This is a genomic window from Arthrobacter sp. TJ-178 (genome assembly GCF_058269275.1).
The window spans coordinates 160,799-174,817 of the sequence record NZ_JBZCNK010000002.1 but is presented as its reverse complement, the minus strand read 5'-3'; the positions used below and the strand labels follow the sequence as shown (position 1 = coordinate 174,817).

Here is a 14,019-nt window from a genome sequence, read left to right as displayed (position 1 = left end):
ATGCTGCGGAACGGTCGGGTTTTCCCTAAGCGACCGGGAAATCCCACAACGGCCGGCACATTAACCGCGGGGTCGTGACCGCGGGAGCCCGGCGTAGGCCAGTCGCTGCACCAGGCTGCGGGGATCATGGGGAGGCAGGGCGATGTTGGCCCAGGACCACCGGACAAACGTGGTTCCAGTTGCTCGGATGGCATCTTCACGCTCCTTCTCCGCCGTAAGCGTCTTCCAAGAAGGAGCCAGGGAATTCTCGCCGCGTCCATACTTCACGGCACCATCGAACTCGCCTGCCAGGTCCTGGTCCTTCCAGTAGAAATCTGTCCGGAAACGGCCTGACGGCGTGATGAACTGGTGCTGCAGTTGCGGAGATGGGAACCCGTAGCGAAGAAGCACCGCTCGCGAATAAGACTCGCCGGCCGACTCGGCGAGTGGATTGGCGCACTCGATGACGCGCAGAGCGCGCTGGCGCTTTGACTCGGTGGGAAGCTTCCGAGCAAGGTCCCGCAACGACTCCTTATCCAGCGCAGCCAGATTGAGGGCTGAGTCGCGACGCAGCACATGGTCCATTGGCGGGAGAGCTCGGTCGAAGGCCAGATACGCAGCCATGTCCAGGACTGTCTGGGCTCTGGACGTGACTGCAACGCCCTCCCGGACTGTTAGCGGCTCCAGCAGGCGGCGCTCGACCCAATGGAGATCCCCGCGACGATGGCCGCGCGAGGACTCCGTCGCCAGCAGCAAAACGCCGGGGGAGCGGAGGACAACAGGCAATCCCCAGATGACCGCTGCAGACTCTTGAACCAGAACGCGCCTGACCTGTCCCCCTTCCGCCACCGCTCGGATACGGATGCGCTCTCGGTCCCACACCGGCAACTGCTGCCAAGCTTCGGTTCGGATATACACGCCGTCGCGCACCCGGGTCAGTTCACCGGCACGGCACCGCAGAGCCAGGGAACGCCTCCCTTCGCCGTACGTTTCGGCGTCGGCGGTGTAAAAGAGTTCGGGATCCATCCCTCAAGACTGGATCGCGGTAATTGTGTCCGCGAGGGACGCAGGCACGTCTGTGGATAATTCAATAACCGGACACCATGGGAAAACGTGGTCACATTGGGAAAATCCGGACGCAGCGGACCGTCCGGGAATTCCCATACCGTCCGGGAATTCCCGAAACGGCCGGAGAACTAGATCTCGACGAGACCCGCGGCCGTATTAAAGGACACGGACATGATGCCGGGGGTTCCCTTGGGTGAAATCCACGTGACGCCCACGTTTTCCAGCGGTTCTTCGACGGGCGTGCCCAGCCACTGGGCGACCCGGTCTGCGGAACCGGCGATCGTCAGCGAGGCCAGCTTCACGGCGCCGGGCATTCCGGGCAGCGCGGCGGACGGGTGCAGCGCTTCGGTGCCGTCATCCCAGCGCAGCATGTACGGCACCTGCGGGTCGGCGATCAGACCGTTGATGCCGATCTGCTGCCAGGTCAGCTCCTGGCCGTCCGGAAACTTCCGGTTGCCCGGTACGGCATTGCGGCCCAGGCGCTCTTCGAAGGGGGAGAGGTCATCCACGGCAACACACCAGCCCATCCAGCCGCCGCCGCACTCGGAGCGCTGGCGCACGGCCTGGCCGAACGGTGCCTTGTCCGACGCCGGGTGGTTCAGGGCCTCGACCACTTCAACGTACTGATGGTTGGCCAGAGGCAGAATCATGTTCCGGGTTCCGAAACGGGGATGCACACCGCCCTTGACGAAATCTGCTCCCAGAGCGGCAGCGATCCTCTCAGTCGTGGCCAGAAGACCGTCGGATTCACAGGCATAAGATACATGGTCCAAGCGCATGCGGCCCATAATGGCACGTTGTGACTCACCTCTCGACTTAGGGGAGCCTAATTTACTCGGAACACCTGCTTTCCGCGGAAATCAACAGCATACTGACCATGCGTGCCGCTCGGGACGCCACCCTTTTCCGGGCCCCGACACGGCAGGACATGAGCCGTCACAGACCTTGCGGGCTTGCTGCTAATCCGTTTTCATAGGAGGCATAGGTCATGAGTGCCAGCAGATAGCCCCGGCTTGCTGGCCGGCAACCCTCCAACCGCGGTGGGGTGCCCCGGGTGAAGACCTGGCCCTGCGTCAACGGATTCAGGGCAAGCGCGGGTCCCACGTGGCTGCCGGTTACCTTTTTCCGGCCGGAAGTCTCGGGGCGGCCCCTGGTTCTAGGGAGCAAACAATGTCAGGAAACTGGTCTTTCGAAACCCGCCAGATCCATGCAGGACAGGAGCCCGACGCCGCCACCGGCGCGCGCGCCCTGCCCATCTACCAGACCTCATCCTTCGTCTTCCCGAGTGCCGAGGCGGCAGCCAACCGGTTTGCCCTGGCTGAGCTGGAGCCCATCTACACCCGGATCGGCAACCCCACCCAGGAAGCGGTGGAGAACCGGATCGCCTCGCTGGAGGGTGGCGTCGGGGCGCTGCTGCTCGCCTCCGGCCAGGCCGCTGAAACCTTCGCCCTCCTGAACGTTGCGGAAGCGGGGGACCACATTGTGGCCAGCCCCAGCCTCTACGGCGGCACGTACAACCTGCTCAAGCACACGCTGAAGAAGTTCGGTATCGAGACCACCTTCGTGTCCGACCCGGATGACCTGGAGCAGTGGCGGGCAGCCGTGCGGCCCAACACCAAGGCATTCTTCGGCGAGGTGGTCTCCAATCCCCGCCAGGACGTGCTGGACCTTGAGGGCATCAGCACCATCGCCCACGACGCCGGCATCCCCCTGATCGTGGACAGCACCCTTTCCACGCCGTACCTCATCCGCCCCTTTGAATGGGGCGCGGACATTGTGGTGCACTCGGCCACCAAGTACCTCGGCGGTCACGGCACTTCCATAGCCGGGGTCATCGTGGATTCGGGCAACTTTGACTTCGGTGCCGACCCGGAGAAGTTCCCCGGCTTCAACACCCCCGACGAGAGCTACAACGGCCTGGTCTACGCCCGGGACCTGGGCGTCAACGGTGCCCTGGGCGCCAACCTGGCGTACATCCTTAAGGCCCGGGTGCAGCTGCTGCGAGACCTCGGTTCCGCCGTGTCACCCTTCAACGCGTTCCTGATTGCCCAGGGCCTGGAAACCCTGAGCCTGCGCGTGGAGCGGCACGTGAGCAACGCCGTCGCGGTGGCCAACTGGCTGGAAGGGCATGACGACGTCGTCTCCGTTGCCTATGCGGGGCTGGAATCCAGCCCGTGGTTTGAGCGCGGGCGCAAGTACGGGCCGCGGGGAACCGGTGCCATTGTCTCCTTCGAAATCGCCGGAGGCATCGACGCCGGCAAGCGTTTCGTCGACGCCCTTGACCTGCACTCCCATGTGGCGAACGTGGGCGACGTGCGCTCCCTGGTCATCCATCCGGCGTCGACCACCCACAGCCAGCTCGGTGCCGAGGCGCAGCTGGCAGCCGGCGTCAGCCCCGGACTGGTCCGGCTGTCCGTGGGCATCGAGCACATCGACGACATTATTGCGGACCTCGACGCCGGGTTCCGGGCCGCCAAGGGAGCGTAACGGTTAGCGTGGCGCGCCCTTCTGCCAATACCGCTGCAACCGGCTCCGTGCCGGGCTCCGTGTCCGGGCCAGGTGGGCCGGCCGGGCCAGCCGTGCCGCAGCACCCCGCCCCGGCCCGGGACGGGGTGCTGCGGCACGCCCGGATCGGGGAGCTGTTCCTGGAAACCGGCGGGTATCTGCCCTCCGTTTCCCTGGCCTACGAGACATGGGGGACCCTCAACCCGGATGCCTCCAATGCCGTGCTGGTGGCCCACGCCCTGACCGGCAGCACCCATGTGGCCCGCGGGGACAGCGGCGAGGACGGCTGGTGGGATGCCCTGGTGGGCCCGGGAAAAACGGTGGACACCGACCGGTTCTTTGTCGTCTCGATCAACATGCTCGGCGGCTGTTACGGGTCCACCGGCCCTTCGTCCGCTGATCCGCAGGGGCTGGCCTGGGGTTCGCGCTTTCCGTTTGTCACCATCAGGGATTCGGTCCGCGCGGAGGCCCGGCTGGCGGATTTGCTGGGGATCGGCTCCTGGCACACCGTGCTCGGCGGATCGCTGGGCGGCGCCCGGGCCCTGGAATGGGCGGTAACCGAACCCGGCCGGGTGCGGCGCTGCGCAGTGATCGCCTGCACCGCCGCCAGCTCGGCGGAGCAGATCGCCTTTGGCCGCGCCCAGCTGGAAGCTATCCGGCTGGATCCGGATTTCAACGGCGGGGACTATTACAACGGCAGGCCCCCGACGGCGGGACTGGGCCTGGCCCGCCGGATTGCGCATATTACCTACCGGTCCGAGGCCGAGCTGGAGCACCGGTTCGGTAATGTTCCGCAGGCGCAGGAGGACCCGTTCGGATCACCCCTGCCGGCGTTCCGCGGACGCTATGCGGTGGAGAGCTATTTGGATCATCAGGGCAAAAAACTCTCCGGCCGGTTCGATGCCAACAGCTACCTGCTGCTGACCGAGGCGCTGATGAGCCACGACGTTGCCCGCGGCCGCGGAACGCTGCGCCAGGCGCTGGCCGGAACGGACAGCGAGTTCTTCATTGCCGCGGTTGATTCGGACCGGCTCTACCTTCCCCGGCAGTCCTTCGAACTGGCAGCGGCACTTCCCCAAAAAACCGAGGTCCGGATGATTTCCGCGCCGATCGGCCACGACGGGTTCCTCACCGATGTGGAGCAGATTGGGGCGCCGCTGCGGGAACGGTTCTTCGGCTCGCCCTAGTTTCCGGCTTCGTCCGAACATCGGTTGGCCCCGGAGACAGGGCCGCCGGCGCCGTTTCCCTTGCCAAGACGGGACGAACATGGAAGAACATTCGCATGGGTGATTCCATTCGCGTGGCGGCGCAGGCACAGTGTTCTCCGGAGCAGATCTGGCATGCGCTCGTGAACAACCGGGCCGCGTGGTGGCCGGCCATGGATTTCACCCCCAGCCCCGGGTCACCGCTCGCAGTACGGACGGCCGACGACGGCGGCGGGCAGCGTGCCAGCGGCACTGTCCTGGCGGTGGCACGGGACCGGCTGCTGTCCTTCCGCTGGACCATGCCCGACTGGAATGCGCACACCGTGGTGAGCTTCCAGCTCGCAGCCGTGCCGGGGCCCGATCCGGAAACGGACTACACCGACGTCGTGGTCACCGAAAGCGGACTGGGCGGCCTGGCGGACGGCGCCGATGTGGCCCGCGCCCACACGGAAGACTGGGCCGACCATCTGGCGAACCTGATCGCGCTGGCCGAACGCGGATCTTCCGGCTGAGTGCTCCGGCAGATTGGTCCGGATTGCCGGCGGATTGCCGGACACTGCGGTGTTAGCGTTGCGCATGGCATCCGATGAGAGCCCCCGGCCGTCCGCTGCGTCCTCCGGCAGGTTCCGCCTGCGCAGGCTCTGGATGCCTGCGGGCGGCGCCCTGCTGCTGGCCGCCGGCATCGTACTTCTGGCACAGGGGCCCGGGGCCGGAATGGTGAACTACGCCTGGGTGGCATATACGCCTGACGGAGGGTCTCCGGGCCCTGCGATCCTGATCAGCCGCAGCATGCAGGCGGGTGCCCTGCTCGTGCTCGCCGGTGCCGTGCTCCTCGCGTTTTGGGGCGGCCTGCAGGCGGGCCGCCGACGCCGTCCGCCGGTGCCGCCCGCTTCGGCTTAGTCCGCCGAACCCGGCGGCATGCCCGGTCCGCCGAAGATGGGTCCGGCGTCGGGACGCTTGGCAGCAATGCCGTCTCCGGAAGACCGGTGGCGCATCCGGCGCACCACCCACGGCACGAAGTACTCGCGTGCCCACGTCAGATCCTCGGTGCGGGCTGTCCGCCAGTTCCGGGCCGGGATGGGTTTGGGCTCCAGCGGCTGCAGGGTGTGGGGTACGCCAAGGGTATCCAGCACCATGGCTGCAATGGTGTGGTGGCCCAGCGGAGAGAAGTGCAGCCGGTCCGGCGCCCACATTTCCCGGTTGCTCAGTTCACGCAGGGCCCAGGTGTCTGCGATGACGGCGTGGTGCCGGGCAGCAACGGTGCGGAGGTTCTCGTTGTAAATCGCGACGCGTCCGCGGACGCTGCCGATCACCGGCGTGGTGCCGAGGTCCGGCCCGGTGAAGAGCACCACGGTGGCGCCGCCCGAGGTCAGCGCTTCGATCGCCGCGTCCATCTTTTCGGCCAGCCTGTCGGGATCGCCGCCGGGACGGATGACGTCGTTGCCTCCGGCACAGATGGTAATCAGATCCGGATGCAGTTCCAGGGCCGGTTCCAGCTGTTCATCAATGATCTGGTCCAGCAGCCGCCCCCGGATGGCCAGGTTGGCGTAGGCGAAGTCCTCCCGGCTGCGTGCCAGTTCTTCGGCCACCCGGTCCGCCCAGCCGCGGTGTCCGCCGGTGCTCTCCGGGCTGGGGTCGCCGATTCCCTCGGTAAAGGAGTCTCCGATGGCCACATAACGGGTCCAGGGGTGGAGCCGGGGATCCCCGCCGGCAGCAGGTGACGGAGCTGCGGAACCCGATGCTGCAGCGGCGGAGGTGGAAGCTGCTGCGGCTGCGGATGACGAGGGGATGGAACTGCTTTCGGGGATGGAAGGAGAAGTCACCAAACCATCCTGCCAAGGAGGGGCCCGGCTACGCGACCGTAGGTTGGACAACCGGCCGTGCCAGAATGAACATTATGCCTAAAACTGCTCCCTGGAACCCCACTGTCCTTTGGTCCAAGCCGGAAGCCGAGCGTGCCGGAACTCCGCTGCTGGTCCTGTTCCACGGCTACCTCGCCAACGAGGAAGACCTGATGGGATTGGCGGATCACCTGCCCTCCGAATTCACCATCGCCTCCGTCCGTGCACCCCAGGCCCTGGGCCCCGGCTACACCTGGTTCCCGCTGATGAATGACGCGGATTTCTCCGTGGAGCGCGTGGTGGAATCCGTGTCCGACGTTGCCGGCTGGCTGGACGGGGTCAAGGACGCGCACAGCAGCGTATCCCTGCTCGGCTTCTCAATGGGCATGGCCGTGGCCAGCACGCTCCTTCGGCACCGGCCCGCGGACTTTGCCGCCGTCGTCGGGCTCTCCGGCTTTGTGGTTCCGGACGAGGGGAATGCGTTCTTCCATGACGATGAACTGCGCCCCGGCGGCGTGCCCTTCTTCTGGGGCCGGGATCAGGCCGATCCGGTGATTGACGCGCCGCGCATTGAATTCACCCACGCATGGCTGAACGAGCACACGGCGCTGACCAAGATCCTGTACTCCAACATGGGGCACGGCATTAACATGCAGGAGCTGGGCCATGTGAAGGAGTTCCTCACCCACCTGGTGCTGAAGGCCTGAGCCGCCGGTCAGGACTGAGCAGCGGGACCCGTCCGGCGGATGGGCCCCGGGGCCGGTTAGTCTTCCTGAACGATCCGGAGGGCTTCGCCGTTGACGGTCACCACGTCACCGGGATGCAGCTGGCGTCCGCGGCGTTCTTCGATCTCGCCGTTGACCTTCACCAGGCCGTCTTCGATGAGCTGTTTGGCCTGGATGCCGTCTTCAGCCAGGCTGGCAAGCTTCAGCAGCTGGCCCAGGCGGATCATTTCGTCGCGGATGGGGAGGTCTTGGGGGTCGAAATTACTCATATGTCCATTCTGCCCGACATTCAACTGCGCCGATTCCTGCCCGGCCCCGGCGCTGCCGTAGGGTAAGTCCGTGCCAAATGCCCTGCGAATCACACCGATTATCGGTCTACCCGCTGCTGTTGCAGCGGGGATGGCCATTCCCGTCCAAGCCCGCATCAACGGTGCGCTCGGGGAGAGGCTCGACGACGGGCTCGCCGCAGCGCTGGTCAGTTTCTCCGTGGGGCTGGTCATCATGATCCTGATTTCCGTGATTCTGCCGCGCGGCAGAGCGGGGGCCGCGCAGCTGCTGCCGGCGCTGCGCGAACGCAGGTTTCCGCGCTACTACGTGCTGGCCGGTGCCATTGGTGCCTACTTTGTCCTCTCCCAGACCCTGACCGTCGCCGTACTGGGCGTAGCCGTGTTCACGGTGGCCGCCGTCGCCGGCCAGACCATGACCGGGCTGGTGGTGGACCGGCTCGGCATCGGCCCGGCGGGCAAGAAGGCGCTGACCGTGATGCGGGTGGTGGGCGCTGTGCTGACTATTGCCGCCGTCGTCTGGGCCGTCAGTCCCAAGTTCAGCGGAACCTCCTCGGCCGCAGACCTGGTGCTGCCTGTGCTGCTTCCCCTGACCGCCGGCATGCTGATGAGTTTCCAGCAGGCCATGAACGGCACCACGAGCATGCATTACGGAACACCGATCACCGCCACCCTGGTGAACTTCATTTCCGGTACAGCGGTCCTGCTGGTGTTCTGGCTGGTCAAGGTGATGGTTTCCGGCTTTGGCGAGCCGCTGCCGGGGGAGTGGTACCTGTACCTCGGCGGGGCGATGGGCTGCGTGTTCATCGGTGTGAGCGCCGTGCTGGTGCGCGGCCTGGGCGTGCTCCTGACCAGCCTGGGAATGATCGGCGGCCAGCTCGTCGGGTCCCTGCTGCTGGACATTTTCCTCCCGGCGCCGGGCAGTGTTGTGGTGGCCGCAACCGTCCTGGGCACCCTGCTGACCCTGGCTGCCATCGTCGTGGCCACCCTGCCGTGGAACATGCCCGGGGTGCTGCCCCGGCGCGCCGGCCGTCGGTAACCCTGCCGGCAACCCGGCCGGGGAACAGCCGCAAAGGATTTCGGTAACGGGGTTTCGCCTCCATGACCTTAAGCTTGTAGTTGTAGCTTTTTCCCCTCCGCAGTTCCCCGCCGTGCAACCGCCGGCGCCGCTGCGGGCGGGACCAATTGCGGACCGCACCCAGCGGCCTGCGCAGACACGAAAGAACGGCGGTACCACTGAATGGCTTCGACCAAATCCAAACTGGATCCGATCATCTCCCTCGCCAAGCGCCGGGGGTTCGTCTTCCAGTCGGGTGAGATCTACGGCGGGTCCCGCTCCGCATGGGATTACGGCCCCCTGGGTGTCGAGCTCAAGGAAAACATCAAGAAGCAGTGGTGGCAGCACATGGTCCGGGGGCGCGACGACGTCGTCGGCCTGGATTCCGCTGTGATCCTCCCGCGCCAGGTCTGGGAGGCCTCCGGCCACGTTGAGGTGTTCTCCGACCCGCTGGTCGAGTGCCTGAGCTGCCACAAGCGCTACCGTGCAGACCACCTCGAAGAGGCGTACGAGGAAAAGAAGGGCCACGCACCGGAAAACGGCCTGGCTGACATCACCTGCGCCAACTGCGGCACCAAGGGTCAGTGGACCGAGCCGCAGGAATTCTCCGGCCTGCTCAAGACCTACCTCGGCCCGGTCGCCAGCGAAGAGGGCATGCACTACCTGCGCCCGGAAACCGCGCAGGGCATCTTCGTGAACTTCAACAACGTGCTCACCACCTCGCGCAAGAAGCCGCCGTTCGGCATCGGCCAGATCGGCAAGAGCTTCCGCAACGAAATCACGCCGGGCAACTTCATCTTCCGCACCCGTGAATTCGAGCAGATGGAAATGGAGTTCTTCGTCGAGCCGGGCACTGACGAGGAATGGCACAAGTACTGGATCGAAAACCGCTTCAACTGGTACACCCAGCTGGGCATCAATCCCGATAACCTGCGTCTGTTCGAACACCCGCTGGAAAAGCTCAGCCACTACTCCAAGGGCACCACCGACGTCGAATACCGCTTCGGCTTCGCCGGTTCCGAGTGGGGCGAGCTGGAAGGCATTGCCAACCGCACCGACTTTGACCTTGGCACGCACTCCAAGCACTCCGGCACCGACCTGAGCTACTTCAACCAGGCCACCAACGAGCGCTTCACCCCGTACGTGATTGAACCCGCGGCCGGCCTGACTCGTTCCTTCATGGCCTTCCTGGTGGACGCCTACACCGAGGACGAGGCCCCCAATGCCAAGGGCGGCGTGGACAAGCGCACCGTCCTGAAACTGGATCCGCGCCTGGCCCCGGTCAAGGCTGCCGTGCTGCCGCTGAGCCGCAACGAGGACCTTTCCCCCAAGGCCAAGGACCTCGCCGCGCAGCTGCGCCGGAACTGGAACATCGACTTCGACGACGCCGGCGCCATTGGCCGCCGGTACCGCCGCCAGGATGAAATCGGCACCCCGTTCTGCATCACCGTGGACTTCGACACGCTCGAAGATCAGGCCGTCACCGTGCGCGAACGCGACACGATGGCCCAGGAGCGGGTGAGCCTGGACAAGGTTGAGGGCTACCTCGCGGAAAGGCTGATCGGCGCGTAATGGCACTGACGTTCCGCGAATGGCGCGAAGACGACGATCTTAAGCTGAACCAGCTCTGGGGAGATCCGGAAACGGTGCAGTCCGGACAGTTCCGGGCCGTGTTCCGCCCGTCCTCCAACGAACCCTGGAGCCGCTGCATCGTGGCCGAAGACGACGGTGTTCCGGTGGCAGCCGGCGTGGTCTACGAAACCTCGCTGCATCCGGACCGCCTCTGGGTCTATGTGGAGGTGGCCCGGGAGAACCGGCGCGCCGGCCTGGGCTCCATGCTGCTGGCCATGCTGCGCCGCGAAGCTGAAGCGGCGCCGTCGGGCGTCACCGCCATGCGGGCAAAGGTGGAGCCGGGGTCCTCCGGCGCCGCATTTGCCAAGGCTGCCGGGTTCTCACGGATCCAGCGCTCCCGCATGGTTGTGGTGGAGCCGGGCCGGATCCGCCTGCCCGTCTTTGCCGACGACTCCGGCCCCCAGCTGGAGGAAGCCGCCACCGGATCGGTGGAGCTGACCCAGACCGTGGCCGAGTTCTACAACAATGTGCACGGCTGGGACCGGGCGGACATGACGCTGGGCCGGGCCCAGCAGATGCTGCTCAATGATGCCACCGGTGCCGCCGGCGCTGTGGTGCTGCGCGATGCGCCCAAGGACAAGGGCGGCAAGATCGCGGCCTTCGCCGTGAGCTACACGCACAACCGGACGGACGAGCCGGCCGACGTTTTCCTTGGTTATGACACCAAGCTGGAACGCTCGGAGCAGGAAGCGGCGCTGGAATCCATGCTGGCCATGCTGACGTACCAGTACCCCGTGCAGCTGGAGGTGGACGAGTCCATGGTTCCCGTGGCCCGGATCATCCAGGCGCTGCTGGAAAAGGGCGCGGCACGCGAAGTCGGCCCGGCCACCGAGGTTGTCAGTACCTAACCGGTACTGCGGCTTCGCGCGGCTCTGCTGCGACGGCTTAGACGACGACGGCGGGGGCCGGTTCCTACGGGAGCCGGCCCCCGCCGTCGTTGGATGGGCAGAGCTGTTGCTGGACGGACAGAGAAGAAGCTAGGAGGCGAGCCGGCCGGACAGTCCGTACAGCACCGACTCGGCCACCTCGTCCAGGGACCGCTCCGGGCTGAATACCAGCCATTCAAGTCCGCCGGTCAGAGCTGCACCGAACACGCCGCCGGCCACCAGCTCCAGCCTGCCCTCCATCTCCGCCGGGGGAGCGGTTTCCCGGATGGCGGTGACAAACTCGGCCAGCACCTCCCGGCGGAGCAGTTCCAGGGAATGCTGCCAGGTGCGGTCGGTCCGGAAGATTTCCGCGGCGAGCAGCCGGGCCAGGGAACGGTTGTCCGCCACTGTCTCCAGCAGGCCCCGAACCATGGCCTGCAGGGCGGGCCAGCCGGTCAGTGACGCCCGGGCGCTGCGCACCGTTTCCGCCAACACCCCGACGCCCTCCAGCAGCAGTTCCTCGAACAACCGGTCCTTGGATGCGAAGTTGTAATAGACGCTGCCCTTGGCGACACCGGCCCGCCCGGATCAGTTGACTGGGAGAAATCGTGCGGACTTGGGACAATGATGCCGATCCGTGTTTCCTGCACCCGTTCCCCAGGGCTGCAACCCTGCACAGCCTCCGCTTCAACTCCCCGCCAAAGCCGAAGGACACTTCCCATGGGACACAGCCATGCCCCGCATTCCGATGAACCGCCCTCCCCGGCAGCGCTGGCTGTCCGGCGCCGGGCGAACCTCCTGCTGACCTGGATCCTGGTTCCGCTGGGGCTGCTCGCCGTCATCGGCATGGTGTTGCTCTGGCCCTCCGGGGACCGCACCGGGGTCACGGTGTCCGATCCCTACGCCACCGCCGACGGAGTCACCTTCGACACCGGCAAGGTCCAGCTTGTCAGCGAGGAGGACTGTCCGTCCTCGCAGGCACTGGTCGATGCCGGGGGTACCGCCCAGCAGTGCCTGGTGGCCTACACGGTGCCCAGCTCCGGCGGCGTCACCATCCAGGTGGAAGTTCCGCCCGAGGTCGCCAAAGGCGGAGCGATTGAAGCCGGAGACACCATCCGCTACCTGAACCTGGAAGCCATCATGGCCCAGGGCGGCGGCGCACCGCCGTATGTCTTCGTGGACTTTGTCCGGTCCATTCCCATGGCCGCGCTGACCGTGCTGTACGCGGGCGTGGTGATCGCCGTCGCGCGCTGGAGGGGGTTGCGAGCCCTGATCGGACTCGCCGGCGCCTACGCCGTGCTGGCCGGATTCATCCTGCCGGGCCTGGTGGAGGGCAAGCCGCCGCTGCTGCTGGGGCTGATCGGTTCGAGCGTGATCATGTTCGGGGTCCTGTACTTTGCGCACGGCCTGACGGCCCGGACCTCGACGGCGCTGCTGGGGACGCTGTTCGGCCTGTCCATCACGGCCTGCCTGGCTGCGTGGGCCACCGATGCCGCCCACCTGGTGGGGGTCGACGACGATAACGCCTACGCGCTCATCAACTCCTCGGACAACATTTCGGTGTCCGGCATCATCCTGTGCGGACTGATCATTTCCGGACTTGGTGTCCTGAATGACGTCACCATCACCCAGTCCTCCGCCGTGTGGGAAATGTATGAGCTGGCACCGGGGGCGAGCGCCAAGCGGCTGTTTTCCGGCGCCATGCGGGTGGGCCGGGACCACATTGCCTCCACCGTCTACACCATTGCCTTTGCCTATGCCGGGGCGGCGCTTCCGGTGCTGATCCTCGTTTCGCTCTATGACCGGGCGCTCCTGGACAGCATCACCAGCGGCGAACTGGCCGAGGAAGTGATCCGCACGCTCGTCGGCTCCGTGGGCCTGGTGCTCGCCATCCCGGTCACCACGGCCATCGCCGTCCTGGTGGTCAAGGCGGTAGGCATCAAGGCTCCAGCCGCCGGCGCCGAGCCTGCTGCTGCGGGTTCAGCCGGTGCCCCGGGTTACGCCGGGCAACCGTCCGACGCCGGAATCGCCCCCACCGGCCCGCCGACCCGCCACTCACTGCGGAACCGGCCGTAACAGGGCCGGATCTGCCTGTTCCGGCTAGGGGCGGCGGTGGAGGTCAGACAGGAAGCCCTAGCGGGTCAGCCCGCCGGACAGTCCGTACAGCACCGACTCGGCCACCTCGTCCAGGGGCCGCTCCGGGCTGAATACCAGCCAGTCGAGGCCGCCGATCAGGGCTGCGCCGAACACGCCGCCGGCCACCAGATCGAGCCGGTCCTCCATTTCCGCCGGCGGTGAGGTTTCTCGGATGGCGGTGACAAACTCGGCCAGCACCTCCCGGCGGAGCAGTTCCAGGGAATGCTGCCAGGTGCGGTCGGTCCGGAAGATTTCCGCGGCGAGCAGCCTGGCCAGGGAACGGTTGTCGGCCACCGTTTCCAGCAGACCCCGGACCATGGCCTGCAGGGCGGGCCAGCCGGTCAGCGACGCCCGGGCGGTGCGCACGGTTTCCGCTAAGACACCGACGCCCTCAAGCAGGAGCTCCTCGAAAAGACGGTCCTTGGACGCGAAGTTGTAGTAGACGCTGCCCTTGGCGACACCGGCCCGTTCCGCCACATTCTCCATGGTGGTTCCGCTGATGCCGTGGTCGGCAGCCAACTCCAGCGCGGCGTCGAGGATTGCACGCTTAGTACCTGACTGGCGTGGCATGAAAGTTCCTTAAAGTCGTAACGGCCTTGCTTCGATCTTAGAGGTCCGGGCGGGACGGGGAGGACCCGGGCAGCCGCAGCAGCCGGGGCGGTCCGCCCGGTTTACCCCGCCATACGACGACGGCGCCGCTCCCGTGAGAGGGGGCGGCGCC

General features: G+C 66.4%; 14 protein-coding genes, 1 pseudogene and 1 riboswitch. Of the genes and pseudogenes, 9 read left to right on the top strand and 6 right to left on the bottom strand.

What is annotated here, in order from left to right; translation table 11 throughout:
- Positions 1-60 precede the first annotated feature (60 nt).
- Together AC4D2Q_RS07165 and AC4D2Q_RS07160 are read right to left on the bottom strand one after the other, a co-directional pair.
- Positions 61-1,005: a hypothetical protein gene (locus tag AC4D2Q_RS07165; protein WP_490945827.1), complete on the bottom strand. Its 945-nt coding sequence runs from the start codon at positions 1,003-1,005 to the stop codon at positions 61-63.
- A 170-nt stretch (positions 1,006-1,175) separates the two neighbouring features.
- Positions 1,176-1,826 carry a VOC family protein gene (locus AC4D2Q_RS07160; RefSeq protein WP_490945826.1) on the bottom strand — a complete coding sequence of 217 codons (651 nt, stop codon included), beginning with the start codon at positions 1,824-1,826 and terminating at the stop codon, positions 1,176-1,178.
- A gap of 205 nt (positions 1,827-2,031) precedes the next feature.
- Positions 2,032-2,147, top strand: a riboswitch (SAM riboswitch).
- A gap of 70 nt (positions 2,148-2,217) precedes the next feature.
- Between AC4D2Q_RS07160 and AC4D2Q_RS07155 the strand changes: the two genes are divergently transcribed.
- From AC4D2Q_RS07155 to AC4D2Q_RS07140, 4 genes are all read left to right on the top strand, one after another.
- Positions 2,218-3,534 (top strand): bifunctional o-acetylhomoserine/o-acetylserine sulfhydrylase, encoded by a 1,317-nt coding sequence (locus tag AC4D2Q_RS07155; protein ID WP_490945825.1) that lies wholly within the window; start codon positions 2,218-2,220, stop codon positions 3,532-3,534.
- A 92-nt stretch (positions 3,535-3,626) separates the two neighbouring features.
- Complete coding sequence (gene metX / locus AC4D2Q_RS07150; RefSeq protein WP_490945824.1) at positions 3,627-4,739, top strand: homoserine O-acetyltransferase MetX; 1,113 nt, start codon at positions 3,627-3,629, stop codon at positions 4,737-4,739.
- 95 nt (positions 4,740-4,834) lie between these two features.
- On the top strand, positions 4,835-5,269 hold the full coding sequence (locus AC4D2Q_RS07145; protein WP_490945823.1) for an SRPBCC family protein: 435 nt from the start codon (positions 4,835-4,837) through the stop codon (positions 5,267-5,269).
- A 64-nt stretch (positions 5,270-5,333) separates the two neighbouring features.
- Positions 5,334-5,657, top strand: a complete 324-nt coding sequence (locus AC4D2Q_RS07140; RefSeq protein ID WP_490945822.1) for a hypothetical protein — start codon at positions 5,334-5,336, stop codon at positions 5,655-5,657.
- Here the strand turns inward: AC4D2Q_RS07140 and AC4D2Q_RS07135 are convergent.
- The gene (locus tag AC4D2Q_RS07135; protein WP_490946211.1) at positions 5,654-6,430 is read right to left on the bottom strand and encodes an SGNH/GDSL hydrolase family protein; all 777 of its coding nucleotides are present in this window, start codon (positions 6,428-6,430) and stop codon (positions 5,654-5,656) included. The two genes, AC4D2Q_RS07140 and AC4D2Q_RS07135, sit on opposite strands and share 4 nt — an antisense overlap.
- A 224-nt stretch (positions 6,431-6,654) precedes the next feature.
- On the opposite strand from AC4D2Q_RS07135, the gene AC4D2Q_RS07130 reads away from it, so the two are divergent.
- Positions 6,655-7,305, top strand: a complete 651-nt coding sequence (locus AC4D2Q_RS07130; protein ID WP_490945821.1) for an alpha/beta hydrolase — start codon at positions 6,655-6,657, stop codon at positions 7,303-7,305.
- 56 nt (positions 7,306-7,361) lie between these two features.
- Here the strand turns inward: AC4D2Q_RS07130 and AC4D2Q_RS07125 are convergent, their stop codons facing one another.
- Complete coding sequence (locus tag AC4D2Q_RS07125) at positions 7,362-7,592, bottom strand: RNA-binding S4 domain-containing protein (RefSeq protein ID WP_490927263.1); 231 nt, start codon at positions 7,590-7,592, stop codon at positions 7,362-7,364.
- A gap of 70 nt (positions 7,593-7,662) precedes the next feature.
- On the opposite strand from AC4D2Q_RS07125, the gene AC4D2Q_RS07120 reads away from it, so the two are divergent.
- From AC4D2Q_RS07120 to AC4D2Q_RS07110, 3 genes are all read left to right on the top strand, one after another.
- On the top strand, positions 7,663-8,646 hold the full coding sequence (locus AC4D2Q_RS07120; protein ID WP_490945820.1) for a DMT family transporter: 984 nt from the start codon (positions 7,663-7,665) through the stop codon (positions 8,644-8,646).
- A 201-nt stretch (positions 8,647-8,847) separates the two neighbouring features.
- Positions 8,848-10,236 carry a glycine--tRNA ligase gene (locus AC4D2Q_RS07115; protein ID WP_400926146.1) on the top strand — a complete coding sequence of 463 codons (1,389 nt, stop codon included), beginning with the start codon at positions 8,848-8,850 and terminating at the stop codon, positions 10,234-10,236.
- Positions 10,236-11,144 (top strand): GNAT family N-acetyltransferase, encoded by a 909-nt coding sequence (locus tag AC4D2Q_RS07110; protein ID WP_490927266.1) that lies wholly within the window; start codon positions 10,236-10,238, stop codon positions 11,142-11,144. Before AC4D2Q_RS07115 ends, AC4D2Q_RS07110 begins: the two co-directional genes overlap by 1 nt.
- Positions 11,145-11,273: 129 nt before the next feature.
- Here the strand turns inward: AC4D2Q_RS07110 and AC4D2Q_RS07105 are convergent.
- Positions 11,274-11,738: pseudogene (locus AC4D2Q_RS07105) on the bottom strand (TetR/AcrR family transcriptional regulator); the annotation flags it as partial.
- Positions 11,739-11,882: 144 nt separating this feature from the next.
- Between AC4D2Q_RS07105 and AC4D2Q_RS07100 the strand changes: the two are divergent.
- Positions 11,883-13,238: a YibE/F family protein gene (locus tag AC4D2Q_RS07100; RefSeq protein ID WP_490945819.1), complete on the top strand. Its 1,356-nt coding sequence runs from the start codon at positions 11,883-11,885 to the stop codon at positions 13,236-13,238.
- 57 nt (positions 13,239-13,295) lie between these two features.
- Here the strand turns inward: AC4D2Q_RS07100 and AC4D2Q_RS07095 are convergent, their stop codons facing one another.
- Positions 13,296-13,868 (bottom strand): TetR/AcrR family transcriptional regulator, encoded by a 573-nt coding sequence (locus AC4D2Q_RS07095; protein ID WP_490945818.1) that lies wholly within the window; start codon positions 13,866-13,868, stop codon positions 13,296-13,298.
- Positions 13,869-14,019: the final 151 nt, after the last annotated feature.